The following is a 16,854-nucleotide window of genomic DNA, read 5'->3' as shown; positions in this document are numbered from 1 at the left end:
ATGGATAGGCATTAAAGGATGAAAAATCAAGCGGGATTTGCGGTACTTTGCAGCGTGACATATCCTCTCAATATTACTATCGTATGCTGAAAACCCCAAAACAGAAGTTGGTTGAACATGAGATGCAGGAAAAAACTTCTGCATACCAGAATGACAAGCTGGAGTTCATTAAGAATCCCATAATTACAGAATTTTTAGGGCTTTCTTCAGCAGAAAGAATCTGATGAAAGCAGATGAGTTTTTGACAGAAAAAGAGGGCAAGGAATGGAGTTTAAAAAACTGGTCGCACCGACCTTGAAAGAAATGTTTATCGAAAATGTACAGGGTATGATTTTATCGGGTGAATTGGAAGAAGGCCGACAACTTCCGCCGGAAAGGGTGATTGCCGAATCAATGGGGGTCAGTCGGGCGGTGGTCAATGCCGGGATTGTTGAGCTGGAGAGAAGGGGCTTTTTGGAGGTGCGGCCCAGAATCGGCACTTTTGTGGCTGATTATCGGCGCAAGGGCACACTGGAAACCTTAAAGGCCATTATGTATCATAACCGGGGACGGATGCGCGATGAGGAAATCCGCTCGATTTTACAGGTCAGAGACGCGCTGGATAAGCTGGCGGTCAACTGCATTGTGGAAAAGGCCAGCGATGAAGAGATTGCTTATTTGAAAGAATTGGCGGAGAAAATTCGGCAAACCGTCAGCAATGAGGACGCGGCCAAGGCAGCCTTTGAATTTCAGCATGAAATGGCGATGATTTCCCGAAATACACTGCTGCCGCTGATTTTTCGTTCTTTTTATTTCTCGATTATCGTGCTTTGGGAAAGGTTTTGTGCATTATACGGCCGGGAGGAGCTCTATCGGGTCAGCTATCAAACTTGGGAAAGGCTGGCAGCGCGGGATGCGGCCGGAGCAACGGTTTGGATTGAAGAGTGCACCAGAGAAGCAGTGGCAGGCGAGCGGCAGATTTATTATTAGCGGGCAGACTTTCTGGCAATAAGCAGTGATTGCTTTTTTACCACAGATATGATAATATTTATAAAAAATCAGATTCGGTTCAGGCGGCATTTGGAATTGCTTGCCTGAACCGTTAGAGTTTAGCGGAGGCTATATGAAGATTGTAATTATGGGAGCGGGCAAAGTCGGTAAGGTGCTGTGCCGTGACTTGGCAGAAGAAAACCATGAGATTACTCTGATTGAAAAGGATGCCAAGACTTTTCAAACGGTGTTGAATCAATATGATATTACCGGTGTTTTAGGAAACGGCGCGTCTTATGATACCCAAATGGAGGCAGGGGTGAACACGGCGGATATGTTTATTGCGCTGACCGATAACGATGAGTTAAATATGATTGCCTCTGTTCTGGCCAAGAAGCTGGGCGCAGTGAAAACCGGTGCCAGAGTGCGTAATCAGGATTATTCCGATTTGTCGGACTTGATGCGGACATCGCTGGATATTAATTTGTTTATCAATCCGGAGCTGGAGGCGGCTCGCAAATGTATGCAGCTGATTGAGTTTCCGCTGGCGGATTCCTTTGAATCCTTTGCCAATAATAAACCGCCGATTGTCGAATTAAAGGTCAGCGCCGGTTCCAATCTGGGTGGAAAATCCCTGATTGACTTTCGAAGTTCGTATAAGAATCTGATTGTCTGCTGCGTTATGAAAAACGGTGAGATTATTATTCCCAAGGGAAACTTTATTATTGAAGCCAACGATCATTTATTTGTGACCGGGCCGATGTCGGAACTGGTTAAACTATATAAGGACAACGGCCAGCAGGAGAGCAAGATTCGGTCACTCTTTATCATTGGCGGCGGTTTGCTGGCGCAGTATGTGATTAAGCTGTTTGAGAAATCCAATGTTACCATCAAGGTACTGGAATTAAATCATGACAAAGCCAAGCTCCTGAGCCGGCAATTCCCGAAAATTGAAGTGATTGAGGCTGACGGAACGGATATCAATAATCTGCGCGAGCAGGGGGCAGCCAATTATGATGCTGTCTTGGCACTGACCGGAATCGATGAGGAGAATATCATTATTTCCATGATTGCCAAGTCGTTGGGGGTTAAAAAAACCCTGACGAAGATTAACCGCACCGAAGTAATTGACATTGTTGAGCCGATTGGCTTACAGTCGGTGATTACGCCGAAACGGATTGTGTCGGATACGATTTTGCAGTATGTCCGGGCGTTTTTTAATTCGCAGGGGTCAAATGTCGAGGCGCTTTACACAATTGCCCATGATCAGGTTGAGGCCTTGCAGTTTCGGGTCAAGGAAGGTTCGAAGGCGACCCTGAAACCGCTGCGGGAGTTAAAAATTAAAAAAGATGTTTTGATTGCCTATATTTACCGGAAAAATCAGACGATTTTCCCGACCGGTAATGACCGGCTGATGCCGCATGACCGGGTAATTGTGATCTCGTATAATGGTTATTTAAGCGATTTGGATGAGATAGTGCTATGAATATAAAAATGGTTTTTAAAGTAATCGGTCGGCTGTTGATTTTTGTGGCATTGTTAATGCTGCTGCCGGCAGCGGTCGGTTTGTATTACCGGGAAGAATGGGACATCATCGGCGCGTTTCTGTTGTCAGCCGGACTGGGGCTGGGGGCAGGAGCTTTGCTCAATCTGCAAAAGGTACCGATCCGCTCCTTTTTTACCAGAGAAGGTCTGGTGATTGTATCGCTGTCATGGCTGCTGATCAGCTTTTTAGGGGGATTGCCGCTCTATCTGTCCGGTCAGTACCCGACGCTGGTAGATGCTTTTTTTGAAATCAGCTCAGGCTTTACCACCACCGGAGCAACGGTCGCGGTCAATGTTGAGGGCTTGCCCAAGGCCATCTTGTTTTGGCGCTCCCTGACTCAGATGATTGGCGGCATGGGAGTGCTGGTTTTTGTGTTGGCGGTAATGCCGCAGATGAAAGAGGACAGTATTTATCTGATGAAGGCGGAAGTGCCGGGGCCGGTTTTCGGCAAGGTTGTTTCTAAGCTTGGTGATACGGCACGGATTTTGTATAAAATTTATATTGCCATGACGGTTGTTTTAACGCTGGCATTATGTGCGGCCGGAATGCCGCTGTTTGACAGTATCAATCATGCTATGGCAACGGCCGGCACGGGCGGATTTGGCATAAAAAACGCTTCGATTGGACATTATGATTCGGCAGCGGTTGATATCATCATTGGCATTGGCATGCTGGCTTTCGGCATTAATTTTAATTTGTATTATTTGATTTTAATCGGCAAGGTCAAAGAGTTTTTCAAAAGCGAAGAACTGAAATGGTATGCGATTATCGTAACGGCAGCTGTGGCGCTGATTACTCTTAATTTGTTTTTGGTATCTCCGCTCCCGTTCGGTGATATGCTGCGCCATGTTTTCTTTGCGGTGTCCTCGGTTATTACCACGACCGGCTTTGCGACCGTGGATTTTGACAAATGGCCGTTGTTTTCCCATGTTGTTCTGCTGATTTTAATGTTCATTGGCAGCTGTGCCGGTTCGACCGCCGGCGGGATAAAAATAGCCCGAGTCGTGCCGACAATTAAATCGGCGATTGCAGAACTGAGACGCTCCCGCAATCCCAAGCGGATTTTGGTTATTCAATTTGAGGGCAAGGTCGTTGATACTGAATTGATTAAAAGTCTGGGCAATTATTTGCTTCTTTATACTATGGTCTTTGCGGTCCTGCTTTTGATTGTGGCACTGGACAGCCCTGATTTTGAAACGGCTTTTTCGGCGGTGGCAGCCACTTTTAATAATGTCGGGCCGGGTTTTGGCGTAGTTGGGCCGACCGGTTCTTTTGCCGGGTTTTCGGCTTTTTCCAAGCTGGCTTTATCCTTTGGTATGATTGCCGGCCGGCTTGAGATCTTGCCGATGCTGATTTTGTTTTCGGCCAATACCTGGAAGCGGACCTAAGCGGCGGAGAAAACGGCATAATGAAGTTTGACGGCCGACAAAATAATAGGAAAGCGAAAATGAAAAATCAAAAAAACAGAGGAAAGAATAGGCTTGTTTGTATTTTTGTCACTGGTTTGCTGCTTTGCAGGCTGACTTCTTTGCCGGTGCAGGCTCGTTATGTGTCGATGAATGAAGCAGAAAGCACGGAACTGCCCCGGTACAGCTTGTACTATTTTTTGCAAACGGCTTTGCAGCCGGTCGGGAGGACGGTGTATATTTGGGGCGGCGGCTGGAACGAGGAAGATACGGCAGCCGGCGTAGAAGCCCTGTCGATTGGTGTAAGTTCCCGATGGGAAAGGTATTTTGCCGAGCAGACAGCGGATTATGATTATACCGAAACCCGCTATCAGATTCATGACGGCCTGGACTGCTCAGGCTATGTCGGCTGGAGCGTATATAATTTTTGGCATAGCGTGGACGGCGGCCCGGGCTATGTGATGAAGGCCAAAGATATGGCGGAAAACTTTGCCGGCCGGGGCTGGGGCAGATATACGCCGGCCGGTCGGATCAGGGACTACCGGGCGGGCGATATTATGAGTGGTCCGGGACATGTTTATATTGTGCTTGGAGCCTGTACGGACGGCAGTGTGCTGCTGGTTCATTCTACACCGCCGGGGGTGCAGATCAGTGGTACGGTGAATGCTGCCGGCAGCTACAAAAGTCAGGCCGCTGCTCTGGCCGAAGATTATATGCGGCGGTATTATCCCGATTGGTATCAAAAGTTTAAGACCCGGGTGCTGCCGGGAGAGTTCTTAAGCCGGTACGCGCAAATGCGCTGGGCAGTCGGGCGGCTGGGGATAGAGGATGCGGAGAAACTGCAAAATAAAAGTGCAGCTGAAGTGATGCGGCTGCTGCTGGGCGAATGACCGGACAAGGATTACGGCGGCAAACTTTGAACTTGTATAAGTTAAAGGGGCTGTTGCATTTTAAGATTTTCACACAAGATTTAAGACAAATCTTTGGATTTGTCGCAATATCTTGTGTAATATCTGTATTATGCAGCAGCTCCTTTTGCTTAAGCCTCATATGAGAAAGTATTTTGTGCGGCGGCGAATAGGGAAGGATTTGCCTTGTGATAACGTTTTTGGATGTGGCACCGGAAGGATATAAACTTACAAAAATGAAAGGAAAAAGGGCTTGACAAAGAGAAGTTATTGTATTAATATAATAACACAAACGGCAAATCTGATAGTTGTATGGTTTTCCGCGGAAACAGCTGGTGAAAGTTTTGCTGCCTGACCTTTGAAAAACAGGCTGAGAAATCTTGGATTAAGGTTGAAAAAAGCGTTAAAACGCCTGTAAATAAGGATTTACCCAGTTAATTTTAATAATTTTTAATTGGATTTTAATTGAGTTGGTTTGGGCATCGTATTATACTGGGAAACTAAGATGCGGCAAAGACTCTGACAAAATGGAATTGAGGTGCAGAATTGGAAAATGCAATGGAACTAAGAGGCGTCCGCAAGGTTTATACCATGGGCCAGGAAAAAGTAGTAGCCCTGGATCATATTGATCTTGACGTCTATAAGGGCGAAATCATGTGCCTTTTGGGGCCGTCCGGTTCGGGTAAATCAACCCTGCTCAATATGATGGCGGGACTGGAAAAGCCAACGGACGGGACAATATTTTTTAGTAAGTTTCCGATCCACAAGATGAGCGAAGATCAACTGGCGGAATTTCGGCGGAAGTATATTGGCTTTGTTTTTCAGCAGTATAATTTGGTCAATACTCTGACTGCCTTAGAAAATGTAACGCTGCCCCTGATTTTTAAGGGAGAAAGCAAGCGCAGGCGCAATGCCGTCGGGAAAGATATGATGGATCAGGTTGGTCTGGGCGAGAGAATGTACCACAAGCCGCCGGAAATGTCAGGCGGTCAGCAGCAGCGGGTATCCATTGCCAGGGCTTTTGTCAATCGGCCGGAGTTGATTTTTGCCGATGAACCGACCGGTAACTTAGATACCAAGACTTCGGACGATATGATGAAAATGATGGTGCGGATGGTGAAAAAAGAGAAAAAAACGCTGGTCATTGTCACGCATGATGAAGAATTGTCCGAATATGCCGACCGGATTGTTCATATTCGAGACGGCAATATTCAAAGAATTGAGAAAAATGAACACAGTAAAGCCGATGCTTACCTGCGGGAGTATGAAGCGGAACTGGCCGCTCGGGGCGCTGCCATGGGGGCGCAGGCTTTAAATCAATAACCAATCTGGTAAAAGACGGAGCATTTAACCAAAGTGGAGGATATTATGAAAACAATAAGAAAGATAACAGCAAGCTTGTGTATTTTATTTTTGCTGGCGACGGTCGTTTGGCCTGTTTCGGCAGCACAGCCGGAAAACCCGGTCAATGCGACGGAAAAGGCTAAGCCGGTTTTACAAATTTTGGGAACGGAAACCCATCGTATTTATTCCCAAAAAGAAAATACGATTACGTTCAGCTTAAACAATACATCCCGTTTTACCGCCAATGAAGTCAGAATCAGCCCGGATATTACCGCTGAAAAAGCAGTGTCCGGCGTCCGGATTTTATCGACTTTGCTGGAACCGGCCAATCAGGTAATCGGACCGGATGCGGCCAAACAATATCAAATCCGGGTGGTAGCCGATGAAAGCGCCAAAGAAGGCATTTATCCGATTTATTTAAACATTACTTATAAAAACAATGCCGGCGATCCGTTCCAGACAACCCTGCTGCTTTACTATGAAGTCAGAAAAGATGAAACGAAGCTGGAAAAGGTTGAGATTACGGATGATAATTTTTCCGCATTAAAACCGGAAGCAGATAAAGAATTGACTTTCCAATATAAGATTAAAAACGATACCGATTATCAGGTGCGGAATGTAAAGACGAAAATTGAGGGTCTGCCGGCTGAGTTTACTTTAAAATCAGCGAGCGATACCGTAACCATCGGCAACATTATGCCGCTGATTGCCAAACCGGCGGAGTTTACCTATTATTTAAAGGCGGATATTGCTGCCGGCAGCTATCCGTTTACGGTTACTTACGAATATGAAAACCGTGACGGTCAGAGAATTGTTCGTCAGGCCAAATACAATGTGTTTATTTCGCCGAGTGAAACCGGTAAGGCTACCGGCAAGCTGACTTACAGTGGATTTTCTTATCCGAACTCGGTTGCCCAGGATCAGGCTTTCCCGATTTCCTTTAAGATTACCAATACCGGCGATAAGGATATTAAGGAATTAAGCGTGAAAATGGCTGACAACAATGTGTTTTTACCCAAAACACCGTCAGTTGTCAAGTTTGATGACTTGAAACAGGGCGATAGCCAAACTTATTCGGTGACGGTGATTGGCACTGGCGATAGCTTAAAAGACAGGAACTATCCAATTACGTTTGAAATCAGCTATAAGACTAGTACCGCTAAGGATGCACAGGCGATTACCGATACGCAGGTGATTGGCGTTTATTTGGACGCCAAGGAAGAGGAAAAGGATAAGGACAAGAATCAGCCCAAAATTATTTTGGACTCTTATAAATTAGAACCGACGATTGTTCAGGCCAGCCAGCAGTTTGATCTGAATATGGTATTTAGAAATACCAATCGAACCAAGGACATTTACAATGTCAAAGCCTTTTTGACCTTTGATATTGCGACCGGTCGGGATACCGTACAGCAAAACGTATTTTCTCCAGTCAATAGCAGCAATACCTTTTATATTGACCATATCGGCCCGAATCAAACCGTCAGCCGAACCTTTACCATGTATGTCGTGCCGGACGCCGCGCCCAAAACCTATATGGTCAATGTCAACTTTGAATACGAGGATAAGGACGGCAAGGCTATTACCGCCAAGGAATTAGTTGGCATTCCGGTTATGCAGACTACCAAAGTAGAAACTTCGGAATTGACACTTCCGACTTCGGCAACGCTGAATCAGGAAGTCTCGGCAAACTTCAATATTTATAATACCGGCAAAGCTAAAGTTTATAATGTGATGGTTAACGTGGAAGGTAAGGGCTTTACCGCTGACCCGAATAACCAATATATCGGCAGCTTCGATGTGGGACAAAGCAATTCTTATGAGGGTTATCTGCGGTTTTCCGAGCCGGGCGAGCAAAAGGGTAAGTTTGTGGTTAGCTATGATGACCAAAACGGTGAGAAGTTTACGATTGAAAAAGAGTTTAACGTTATGGTCGAAGAAGCACCAATGATGCCAGATATGGATCCGAATATGCCGGGTATGGATGGGAACGATGTAATGCCAGATCAAGCGGCTCAAGGTGGTCTGCCGTGGGGCATGATTATTGGCGGCGTAGTCGGCGTCTTAGTGGTGGCCGGCATCGGGATTGGTATTTGGCGCAAGCATAAGCACAAAAAGGAGATGAACTCCTATGAAGAAAAGTGATTTGATCTTTATGAGCATGGGTAACCTATGGCGACGTAAGCTGCGGACGGTTTTGACCTTAATGGGCGTCGTCATCGGCACCACCTCGATCATTGTCATGATTTCGCTGGGCGTGGGAATGAAGAAAAGCATTGAGTCGCAGCTTAAGGATATGGGTTCTTTAAATATTGTTACGGTCACCAAGCGCTATGATTACCAAAAGCAGACGGACAATAATAAAAAGAAAATCCTGCTTAATGATGAAGCGGTTGAGGCTTTGAGTCAAATTCCGGGTGTGGACGCTGCCTCGCCGGTTAAATCCATCGCGGTTATGCTTCGCCGCGGCAAATACTATACATACGCTCGGGTTACCGGAATGAAGCGGGAATTAATGACTTTGCAGAATCCGCAGATAGCTGAGGGTGAAGTTTTCAGTGAGGACGAGCGTTATAGTTTCTTGATTGGCGGCGAGATTCCATATCAGTTCCGGGATCCCAAGGCTAGAAGCCGAGGGGGGGATGATATGATGGAGGGTGCATATTACTACGGCGGCGGCTATGATGAACAGCAGAAGCGCCCAGCGCCTAAGGTAGACGTCATGACGGAGCCGTTGCTTTTAAATCCAGATACCCGTTATGGTGAGCCGGATATCAGCTATGAAGACCGGCAGACGATTCCCCGGCCGATTAAGATTTCGGTCAGCGGCTTATTAAAAGCTGGCAGCTGGAACACGGATTACAGTATTTATACTTCGCTGGAAACGGTTGATAAAATTCAAAAGGATTATGAAAAATGGCAAAAAAAAATGAAACAGCGTAATCCCGATCAGCAGCAGCCGGAGGCTCCAGCCAAACCGACCGATAAAAGAAAGCAGGAATATGAACAAGTGCAGCTTTTTGTCGGCGATACCAAGAAGATTCTGGAAATTCAGGCAACCATCCGGAAAATGGGCTATGACGCCAGTTCAATGATTCAAATGGTCGAAGAGCTCAATAAGTTTACCAACATTGCCCAGATGGTACTGGGCGGCATTGGTGGCGTGTCGCTGATTGTGGCGGCGATTGGTATTTCCAATACGATGGTTATGTCGATTTATGAAAGAACCAAAGAAATCGGCGTAATGAAGGTTATCGGCGCTTCACTGGAGGACATTCAGGGTATGTTTTTAACCGAGGCGGCTTTAATCGGTTTGATTGGCGGGATTATCGGTTTGATTTTCAGTACCGGTGGCTCAATGGTGCTAAACTTTCTGACTAAGGGTATGAATCTCTTTGGCTTTGGTGGCAGCGGAGAAGCGCCGCCGCTGTCGGTGATTCCGATTTGGCTGTATCTTTTGGGTATGTTCTTTACGACGGCCGTTGGTCTGATTTCTGGGTACTTACCAGCGCGGCGGGCAATGAAGCTGTCGGTCTTAAAGGCACTGCGCAATGAATAACCTGATTTTCTCCGGCGAAAGACGGTACCCTTCTTTTCGGGAAGCATGTTAAGCGAAGACCGGCGTATGGCCGGAGTTGAGATGCCGGCGGCGGAAAGAGAGTCTTCACACAGAGAAAGTGATACAGATACAAAAAGCAGCTTGTAATCAGGCTGCTTTTTGTCTATGGATCTGGCCGGCAGTGTTATTCACGGTGATATTTGATGAATTATGGATGCCGCTTTGGTGAGCCATTCGTAATTTGTTGAGATGACGATGAATTTCGAGTGTGCGCATTAGGAAAATAGGATTTACCCTTACCGTAACCGGCAGCAAATAGTGAATTTTTTCATTGCTTTTTGCGGATAAATGCGATAAGATAAAAAGGATTGATGCTTAAAAAGAGAAGTATTACGGAAAGAGAGTTGTCATGTCTTATCACAGTTTATTTTATACCTATAAGGACCTGTCGCCTTGGACGGAGACCGGGACAAATTTAATATGCCCCCTGATTGTGGCCATGAATGAAATGGGTATCTCCGGTACCCAGATTCGCTCGCTGATTCGGGAATATGAAAAAGAGTATTTACCGGTCAGGCTCCCGGAACCGGAAACTCCGCCGGTGACGAAAGAAAACTGGCGCTCGTGTTTGGGTAAAAAAGAGTGTTATCAAGGTTTTGTGGATTTTTTTGATGCTTTGATCGAGCGGGAGCCGGAAGCGATTCGGCAGTATTTTGCGGTGCTGGCTGACGGAATTTACAGTGATGCCCTGACCGGGCTGATTCGCTTAGGTTATGCCTTTGAGTCGGGCGAACAGGGGGAAGTGGCCAGAGCGCTGGCTTTTTTGGCAGCCGGATACCGGCCGTTGTCCTTTGAACTGCCGTCGGCAGAAACCAAGCTTTTTGTCGAGCAAATTATTTCTCTGCAGAATGCCCGCCCGGATTATTCGCTTTCCGGCCGGAGCTTTGACCAAAGACTGAGCCAAATTGCGGCAGACAGGGATTATCTTGATACCTTTGCCCGATTGGAGGAGGAAAACTTAAATATTTACACCTTGCGGGCGATTGCTATTCGCCTGGCCAGGGAAACCGGCGCGGAAAGCATGAAATATTTATTTTGTGCCGTCCATGCCTTTCGGGTGATTGCGCCGCTGTTTTCCGACTTGCCGGCCCGGATTCAGCAGTTTTATTTGATGATGCAGGCGGCTTATTTGGCGGCCGGCTGTCCGCCCCTGCAGCCGGCGGAGGAATCGGCTTTGAAAAATTGGTCTTTGATTTTTAGCCTGAGTGCGTTTTCTCGGTCGGCGGCAAACTTATTTTTTATTTATTCCTGTTACCGGGAAGATCAATTTGCCCCTTCGCCGATTTATGCACAAATGGCGTATCAAACAATCCATCAGGAAATGGAAGTAAAGGAGTAGCTATGGATAAACCATTTAAGTCCGGTTTTATTGCCCTGGTCGGCCGTCCGAATGTCGGTAAGTCAACATTGATGAACACGCTTTTAGGGCAAAAGATTGCGATTATGTCGCCGAAGCCCCAGACGACCCGGAACCGGATTCAAACTATTTTGACAACGGAAGATAAGCAGATTGTTTTTGTGGATACCCCCGGAATTCATAAGCCGAAAAGCAAGCTGGGCGAATATATGAATACAGCGGCCATTTTTTCCTTAACGGAAGTGGACTTGATTTTTTGGCTGATTGAGCCAACGGAGACAGTCGGAGCCGGGGATCAATTTATTGCCGAAAGGCTAAGGGAAGCGAAAACACCGGTCATTTTGGTTGTCAATAAGATTGATACGGTGGAAAAACCGTTTTTATTAAAGGTAATTGAGGCGTATAAGGACTTATATCCGTTTTTGGAAATTATTCCGATTTCGGCATTAAAAGCGGATAACACCGAAAGACTGATGGAATTGATTGACACCCATTTGCCGGAGGGACCGAAGTATTTTCCGGACGATATGATTACCGACCAGCCGGAAAAACAAATTGTTTCGGAACTGATTCGGGAAAAAGTTCTAAAGTTATTGCAGGAAGAGATTCCGCACGGCGTGGCGGTTACGGTTGACAGTATGAAGGAATCCGAGGACGGTGCGCAGATGGAGATCGAGGCGACCATTGTCTGCGAAAAAAAGAGTCATAAGCCGATTCTTTTGGGCAAGGGCGGCAGTATGATCAAACAAATCGGTATTTTGGCCAGAAGAGATATTGAAGCGTTCTTTTTAAATCATGTCCGGCTGAATTTATGGGTAAAAGTAAAAGAAAACTGGCGGGACAGCGAGTTTTTAATGAAAAATTACGGTTACAGAAAAGGAGAATAATCAGATGCAAAATCCAATTGTCACAATTTTAATGGAAAACGGAGCGCAAATCAAAGCCGAACTTTATCCGGAGATTGCGCCCAACACCGTCAGAAACTTTATTTCTTTGATCCAAAAGGGCTTCTATAACGGCTTGATTTTTCACCGGGTGATTCCCGGCTTTGTTATCCAAGGCGGCGACCCGGACGGCACCGGTATGGGCGGACCGGGGTACTGTATTCGCGGAGAGTTTAAGGCGAATGGTTTTACCAATGACTTAAAGCATGAGGACGGCGTGCTGTCCATGGCCAGAACCCAGGTGCATGATTCGGCCGGCAGTCAGTTTTTTATTATGGATGCTCCGTCGGCTCGGCTGGATGGAAATTATTCCGCTTTCGGCAAGGTAACCGAAGGAATGGACGAGGTACACCGGATTGCCAGAGTAGCGAGAGATTACCGCGATAAGCCGGAGCAGCCGGAGAGAATGAAGACGGTAACAGTCGAAACTTTTGGCGAGGATTATGCCGAGCCGGAAAAACTGCCGGAGACGAAATAGGCATAATGGCACTTGATTAAACGGTAACTTCTGGTCCGACTTTAAAACTGGAACTTACTTTGAGAATTAAGGCGGTTTTGGATCCGCCTCAGACGTATAGTGGTAGTTGATTCCTACTTGAATTTATGATAGAATAAATAAACAGCAATCTGAAAAGAAGGCGGAAATGGCGGCGCTGTCCGCTGCTTTCGCTGATTGGGAGCGGTTATGATAAGAAGTATGACTGGATTTGGTTCGGAAACACTGATCAGGAACGGGAAAAGTCTGACTGTGGAAATCCGTTCTGTCAATCACCGTTACTGTGAGATTAATATTAAGCTGCCTAAGAAACTGTATTTTTTGGAAAACGGAATCCGAAATCAACTCAAGCAAAAACTGCTGCGGGGGAAGATTGAAGTTTTCGTGCAATATCAGCGGGCGGACGGTCTGGATGTCAATATCAGCTATAATAAGCCGCTGGCGGAAAAATATTTGGCCGAACTTTTAAAAATGTCGCAGGAGCTTTTTTTGGAAAATGACTTGTCGGTTTCCAAGTTTTTGACGCTGCCGGATCTTTTTCGGGCGGAAGAAGAGGATGAAGCCGAGGAGTTTTTGGAGGAGTTGGCACTGGCGGCGGCGGAGTCGGCGGCGAGTAAGGTGGTGGCCGCCAGAGAGCTGGAAGGCAGCCTTTTGCAGGCCGATATCTTGAAAAAAACCGAGGAAATCAGGGCACAGGTCATCCTTTTACCGGAACTGGAAAAACAGTCGGTCGAGCTTTACCGGCAAAGACTGAAGGAGCGGCTGTCCGAGCTGTTACAGGCGGAAAATATTGATGAAAGCCGAATCGTGACCGAAACAGCGCTGATGGCGGATAAGCTGTCGGTGGATGAAGAAATCGTCCGGCTGCAGGGGCATTTGGTCCATTTGCAGGAGGTGCTGCGCGAGGAAAGCGGAATTGGGAAAAAGTTGGATTTTATTGTTCAGGAAATGAACAGAGAGACTAATACGATTGCTTCCAAATCGGCTGATATGGAGATGAAAAATATCACCATTAACTTAAAGAACATTATTGAAAAAATCAGAGAACAAGTACAGAATATTGAGTGACCGCTATGAATAAAATATTTGTAAACATAGGTTATGGCAACGTGGCGGTAATATCTAAAATTATCGCACTGGTAAAACCCGATGCCGCCCCGATTAAGAGGATTATTGCTCAGGCTAAGGAGGAGTCGGTATTTATTGACGCTACAGCCGGCCGCAAGACCAGGTGCTTGGTGGTAATGTCGGATGGATATCTGATAGCCAGTGCCTTGCAGGTAGAGACAATTGTCGGTCGGATTGAAGGAAGGGAGCTTGCGGAAAAAGGTGAATAAAGGCAAATTATATGTTATTTCCGGCTTTTCGGGAGCGGGCAAGGGAACGGTCGTGAGGGCGCTGATTGATCGCCGCCCGGAAATTGCCCTGTCGGTTTCGGCTACGACCAGAACGCCCCGTCAGGGTGAGGTTTACGGCAAACATTATTATTTTTTGGAAAAAAAAGTATTTGAAGATATGATTGCCGGAGATGAGTTGTATGAGTATGCCAGCTATTTGGACAATTATTACGGAACGCCGCGCAAGTTTGTGCAGGAAAAACTGGATGCGGGGATTGATGTGATTTTGGAGATCGAGATGCAGGGTGCTTTACAGGTAAAGCAAAGAGCGCCGGAGGCGGTGCTGATTTTTATTGTTCCACCCAAGGTCGAAATTTTAAAAACCCGGTTATTAAACCGCAATACCGAATCGGCGGAGATAATTGAGCGGCGGCTTAAAAAATCATCAGCTGAGGTTGTGCAGATGATTCATTATGATTATATTATAGAAAACAATCAGTTGGAAGTCTGCGTCGAAGATGTGATTGCGGTTATGCGGGCTGAAAAAATCAGGCAGGTGGATAAGCATCAGGTGATGGAACGCCTGTGTCAGGAATTTAGCGAGATATTGAAAGGAGAAAAATAAAATGCTGCACCCTTCTTATTCCGATTTAATGACGGTGATCAATGCCAGAAATGACGATATCAATTTAAAAAGCCGTTATTCCATCATTATTGCGGCGGCCAAACGTGCCCGTCAGCTGGTAGATGAAAAAGGATTGCTGGATAAAAAAGCGATTTCTGTTTCTGTTGAGGAACTTTATCAGGGGAAAATCAATATTAAAAAATAAGTGACAGCTCGGGCAGGGTATTTTACTGTCAATACCTGTTTGCCTGAGTTGCAATAAAAAGATGAGGGAAGACGATGGAGAAAGAGAGAAAGCAAAAAAAGCAGAACAAATTGCTTCGGCAGAGTTATTTTTTGATAACTGCTTTGTTTTTGTCTGTTTTTTTATTGCTTTTCTATGGAGAGTATCAAAGTTTTTTGCGGGCGGAAATGGAAAGAAATCTGAATCAAACGGTTTTAAAGGCGGAACTGACCCGGCAGTGGATGGCGGATCGGTATGAACAATTCAGCGTCTTGGCCAATATTTTTTCGATGGCCGAGTTGCCGTCGCAAAAAATGAAACTGCTGCGGGAGTTTGAAACGATTAACAGTCAGATTTATAAAAATCTTTATTATGTTGACGGAAATTATAATACACTTGATTCGCGGGGACGCGGCAGCGTTTCGCAAAGCGAGTTCCGTAAAATTTTTGATCAGGTCGGCCAAAGTGAAACATCACTTCTGACGAAAGCCGAGTTTTTACAGGACAGTAAGGAGCCGGTCTTTTCGGTGATTGCTGCCATTCGCTCGGAGGAGAAGGTTCTGCGCGGGATATTGGTCGGTGTGATTTCTCTGCAGGGCTTACAGGAGCATTTGGCTAATGCCGGTTTTAACCCGGAGGGGGAGCATAAGGCTTCGACCTGGATTTTGGATTCGCAGAAAAAAACCATTCTGCACAGTAATCAGAATATTATTTTGGACTTCCAGACCGAAGGGGATGCCGGTTATAAAGATGTCGGCCAGCTCAGTAAGTATATTGATCACAACGCTTCCGGTACGATTCGTTATACCGTTAAAAATCAGGAAAATCTATTTGTGTCCTTTGTCAAAACCAAAATCAGTGATGGCGGGGTGATTATGATGGGGCAGGTAGAGATTAGCTTTTGGGGTTTTTTACGGGAAAACTGGCTTTTAAAACTGGCGGTGCTTTTAACCGGCGGTCTGCTCTTATGCCTGTGGCAGTCTTATGTTTATCAAAAGACGATGCAGCCGTTTACCGTTATTAAGGATGCTTTGATCAGTTTTAATACCGGTAATCGCTATATCAATCTGGAAGCAAAGCCGGGTGACCCAAGCTATGAACTGACCGGACAGATCCGTAAGCTGACAGAGACAGTGATTGAACAGTCGTATAATGTGGAAAACCTAATTCGGGAAAGAACCAGGGCACTGTCGGATTTGAATAAGACGATTTCTTTTAAGAATAAGGAATTAAGCGAAATCAACGCGGCGCTGACAGCCAATAATGACCATCTGCACCATCGGGCGATGACGGATATGCTGACCCAGCTTATCAACCGGCAGGAGCTTTTGAACATGACGGATGAACTGATCAGCGAGGCGAAAAAGGACAACAGCAAGACTTTTTCCATTTTGTTTTTGGATTTGGATAATTTTAAGAAATATAACGATAATTTTTCCCATGATATCGGAGATTTTGTGCTTAAAAGCATAGCTGCTCTGGTGCAGAATAATGTCCGGGCAATGGATCTTTCGGCCCGCTATGGCGGAGATGAATTTGTCATTGTTATCAATCATTCGGAAATGGCGGCAGCTATTGCAACCGCTGAGCGAATTCTGCAAAAAATCAAGGGTGTGGGCGGCTATGCCAAGGAAATCGGGGAACTGCTCGGACATCCGGTTGAAATCGAGCCGCAGGATCAGATTGCCTGTTCCATCGGTGTTGTTCATTATGTGCCGGAGTTAAAAGTTGCCAATGCCGAAGATCTGATGACGCTGGCCGATGATATGATGTATCAGGCCAAAAAGTCCGGCAAAGGCCGAATTGAAATCTATGAACCTAAGCCGGAGGAGTTGAGGACGGAGGAGCCGGAAACCCCGGAAGTAACAGGTAATTTAGGGGATAAGGATGAGTCGGCAGCGGGGACAGCGCCGGAGGAAAAACCGGAACCAGCGGGAAGCGCCGGCATGAGCAGACGGCTCAATTCACAAGAAATAGAAGAAATTGACGGAACGGGAAAAAATAAGGAAGAATAAAAAACAAGAGGGTGCCGCCGGCACTCTTTTTGTCGATTGTGCATGAAGTAAAAGCAAGCCGGAAC

15 protein-coding genes and 1 pseudogene are annotated in these 16,854 nt (G+C 46.2%); all 16 read left to right on the top strand.

Going from position 1 to position 16,854, the window contains the following annotated elements:
* Positions 1 to 44: 44 nt before the first annotated feature.
* The 16 genes and pseudogenes from C3V36_10640 to C3V36_10565 all read left to right on the top strand — a co-directional run bounded on the left by C3V36_10640 (position 45) and on the right by C3V36_10565 (position 16,789).
* Positions 45 to 203, top strand: a pseudogene (locus C3V36_10640) (DUF1016 domain-containing protein).
* A gap of 61 nt (positions 204 to 264) precedes the next feature.
* Complete coding sequence (locus C3V36_10635; protein ID AVM69661.1) at positions 265 to 969, top strand: FadR family transcriptional regulator; 705 nt, start codon at positions 265 to 267, stop codon at positions 967 to 969.
* A 133-nt stretch (positions 970 to 1,102) separates the two neighbouring features.
* A complete protein-coding gene (locus C3V36_10630; GenBank protein AVM69660.1) occupies positions 1,103 to 2,455 on the top strand; it encodes a Trk system potassium transporter TrkA in 1,353 nt (450 codons plus the stop codon).
* Positions 2,452 to 3,903, top strand: a complete 1,452-nt coding sequence (locus C3V36_10625) for a potassium transporter KefA (GenBank protein AVM69659.1) — start codon at positions 2,452 to 2,454, stop codon at positions 3,901 to 3,903. Before C3V36_10630 ends, C3V36_10625 begins: the two co-directional genes overlap by 4 nt.
* Positions 3,904 to 3,923: 20 nt before the next feature.
* Positions 3,924 to 4,811: a hypothetical protein gene (locus C3V36_10620; protein AVM69658.1), complete on the top strand. Its 888-nt coding sequence runs from the start codon at positions 3,924 to 3,926 to the stop codon at positions 4,809 to 4,811.
* A 564-nt stretch (positions 4,812 to 5,375) separates the two neighbouring features.
* Positions 5,376 to 6,152 (top strand): macrolide ABC transporter ATP-binding protein, encoded by a 777-nt coding sequence (locus C3V36_10615; GenBank protein AVM69657.1) that lies wholly within the window; start codon positions 5,376 to 5,378, stop codon positions 6,150 to 6,152.
* Between the two features lie 45 nt (positions 6,153 to 6,197).
* Positions 6,198 to 8,318, top strand: coding sequence for a hypothetical protein (locus C3V36_10610; GenBank protein ID AVM69656.1), 2,121 nt, complete (start codon positions 6,198 to 6,200; stop codon positions 8,316 to 8,318).
* Positions 8,305 to 9,732, top strand: coding sequence for a hypothetical protein (locus C3V36_10605; protein AVM69655.1), 1,428 nt, complete (start codon positions 8,305 to 8,307; stop codon positions 9,730 to 9,732). The genes C3V36_10610 and C3V36_10605 overlap by 14 nt, the downstream gene beginning before the upstream one ends.
* A 409-nt stretch (positions 9,733 to 10,141) precedes the next feature.
* Positions 10,142 to 11,131, top strand: a complete 990-nt coding sequence (locus tag C3V36_10600; GenBank protein AVM69654.1) for a hypothetical protein — start codon at positions 10,142 to 10,144, stop codon at positions 11,129 to 11,131.
* A gap of 2 nt (positions 11,132 to 11,133) precedes the next feature.
* Positions 11,134 to 12,036, top strand: coding sequence for a GTPase Era (locus tag C3V36_10595; protein ID AVM69653.1), 903 nt, complete (start codon positions 11,134 to 11,136; stop codon positions 12,034 to 12,036).
* A gap of 4 nt (positions 12,037 to 12,040) precedes the next feature.
* Positions 12,041 to 12,571 (top strand): peptidylprolyl isomerase, encoded by a 531-nt coding sequence (locus tag C3V36_10590; protein ID AVM69652.1) that lies wholly within the window; start codon positions 12,041 to 12,043, stop codon positions 12,569 to 12,571.
* 207 nt (positions 12,572 to 12,778) lie between these two features.
* Positions 12,779 to 13,657, top strand: a complete 879-nt coding sequence (locus C3V36_10585; protein ID AVM69651.1) for a YicC family protein — start codon at positions 12,779 to 12,781, stop codon at positions 13,655 to 13,657.
* A gap of 5 nt (positions 13,658 to 13,662) precedes the next feature.
* Positions 13,663 to 13,926: a hypothetical protein gene (locus C3V36_10580; GenBank protein AVM69650.1), complete on the top strand. Its 264-nt coding sequence runs from the start codon at positions 13,663 to 13,665 to the stop codon at positions 13,924 to 13,926.
* Positions 13,919 to 14,551 carry a guanylate kinase gene (locus tag C3V36_10575; GenBank protein ID AVM70520.1) on the top strand — a complete coding sequence of 211 codons (633 nt, stop codon included), beginning with the start codon at positions 13,919 to 13,921 and terminating at the stop codon, positions 14,549 to 14,551. Before C3V36_10580 ends, C3V36_10575 begins: the two co-directional genes overlap by 8 nt.
* A 1-nt stretch (position 14,552) precedes the next feature.
* Positions 14,553 to 14,756, top strand: a complete 204-nt coding sequence (gene rpoZ / locus C3V36_10570) for a DNA-directed RNA polymerase subunit omega (GenBank protein AVM69649.1) — start codon at positions 14,553 to 14,555, stop codon at positions 14,754 to 14,756.
* Between the two features lie 74 nt (positions 14,757 to 14,830).
* Positions 14,831 to 16,789: a hypothetical protein gene (locus C3V36_10565; protein ID AVM69648.1), complete on the top strand. Its 1,959-nt coding sequence runs from the start codon at positions 14,831 to 14,833 to the stop codon at positions 16,787 to 16,789.
* The last annotated feature ends 65 nt before the right edge of the window (positions 16,790 to 16,854 follow it).

This window comes from Lachnospiraceae bacterium oral taxon 500, assembly GCA_002999035.1.
In the GTDB taxonomy this organism is placed as follows: Bacteria; Bacillota; Clostridia; order Lachnospirales; family Vallitaleaceae; genus W11650.
The sequence above is the reverse complement of the archived record's forward strand: the minus strand, read 5'-3'. Positions and strand labels throughout refer to the sequence as shown.

Coding starts and splice junctions, on each gene's coding strand:
- C3V36_10635 (AVM69661.1), top strand. CDS start 265: ATGGAGTTTAAAAAACTGGTCGCACCGACCTTGAAAGAAATGTTTATC.
- C3V36_10630 (AVM69660.1), top strand. CDS start 1,103: ATGAAGATTGTAATTATGGGAGCGGGCAAAGTCGGTAAGGTGCTGTGC.
- C3V36_10625 (AVM69659.1), top strand. CDS start 2,452: ATGAATATAAAAATGGTTTTTAAAGTAATCGGTCGGCTGTTGATTTTT.
- C3V36_10620 (AVM69658.1), top strand. CDS start 3,924: ATGAAGTTTGACGGCCGACAAAATAATAGGAAAGCGAAAATGAAAAAT.
- C3V36_10610 (AVM69656.1), top strand. CDS start 6,198: ATGAAAACAATAAGAAAGATAACAGCAAGCTTGTGTATTTTATTTTTG.
- C3V36_10605 (AVM69655.1), top strand. CDS start 8,305: ATGAAGAAAAGTGATTTGATCTTTATGAGCATGGGTAACCTATGGCGA.
- C3V36_10600 (AVM69654.1), top strand. CDS start 10,142: ATGTCTTATCACAGTTTATTTTATACCTATAAGGACCTGTCGCCTTGG.
- C3V36_10595 (AVM69653.1), top strand. CDS start 11,134: ATGGATAAACCATTTAAGTCCGGTTTTATTGCCCTGGTCGGCCGTCCG.
- C3V36_10590 (AVM69652.1), top strand. CDS start 12,041: ATGCAAAATCCAATTGTCACAATTTTAATGGAAAACGGAGCGCAAATC.
- C3V36_10585 (AVM69651.1), top strand. CDS start 12,779: ATGATAAGAAGTATGACTGGATTTGGTTCGGAAACACTGATCAGGAAC.
- C3V36_10580 (AVM69650.1), top strand. CDS start 13,663: ATGAATAAAATATTTGTAAACATAGGTTATGGCAACGTGGCGGTAATA.
- rpoZ (AVM69649.1), top strand. CDS start 14,553: ATGCTGCACCCTTCTTATTCCGATTTAATGACGGTGATCAATGCCAGA.
- C3V36_10565 (AVM69648.1), top strand. CDS start 14,831: ATGGAGAAAGAGAGAAAGCAAAAAAAGCAGAACAAATTGCTTCGGCAG.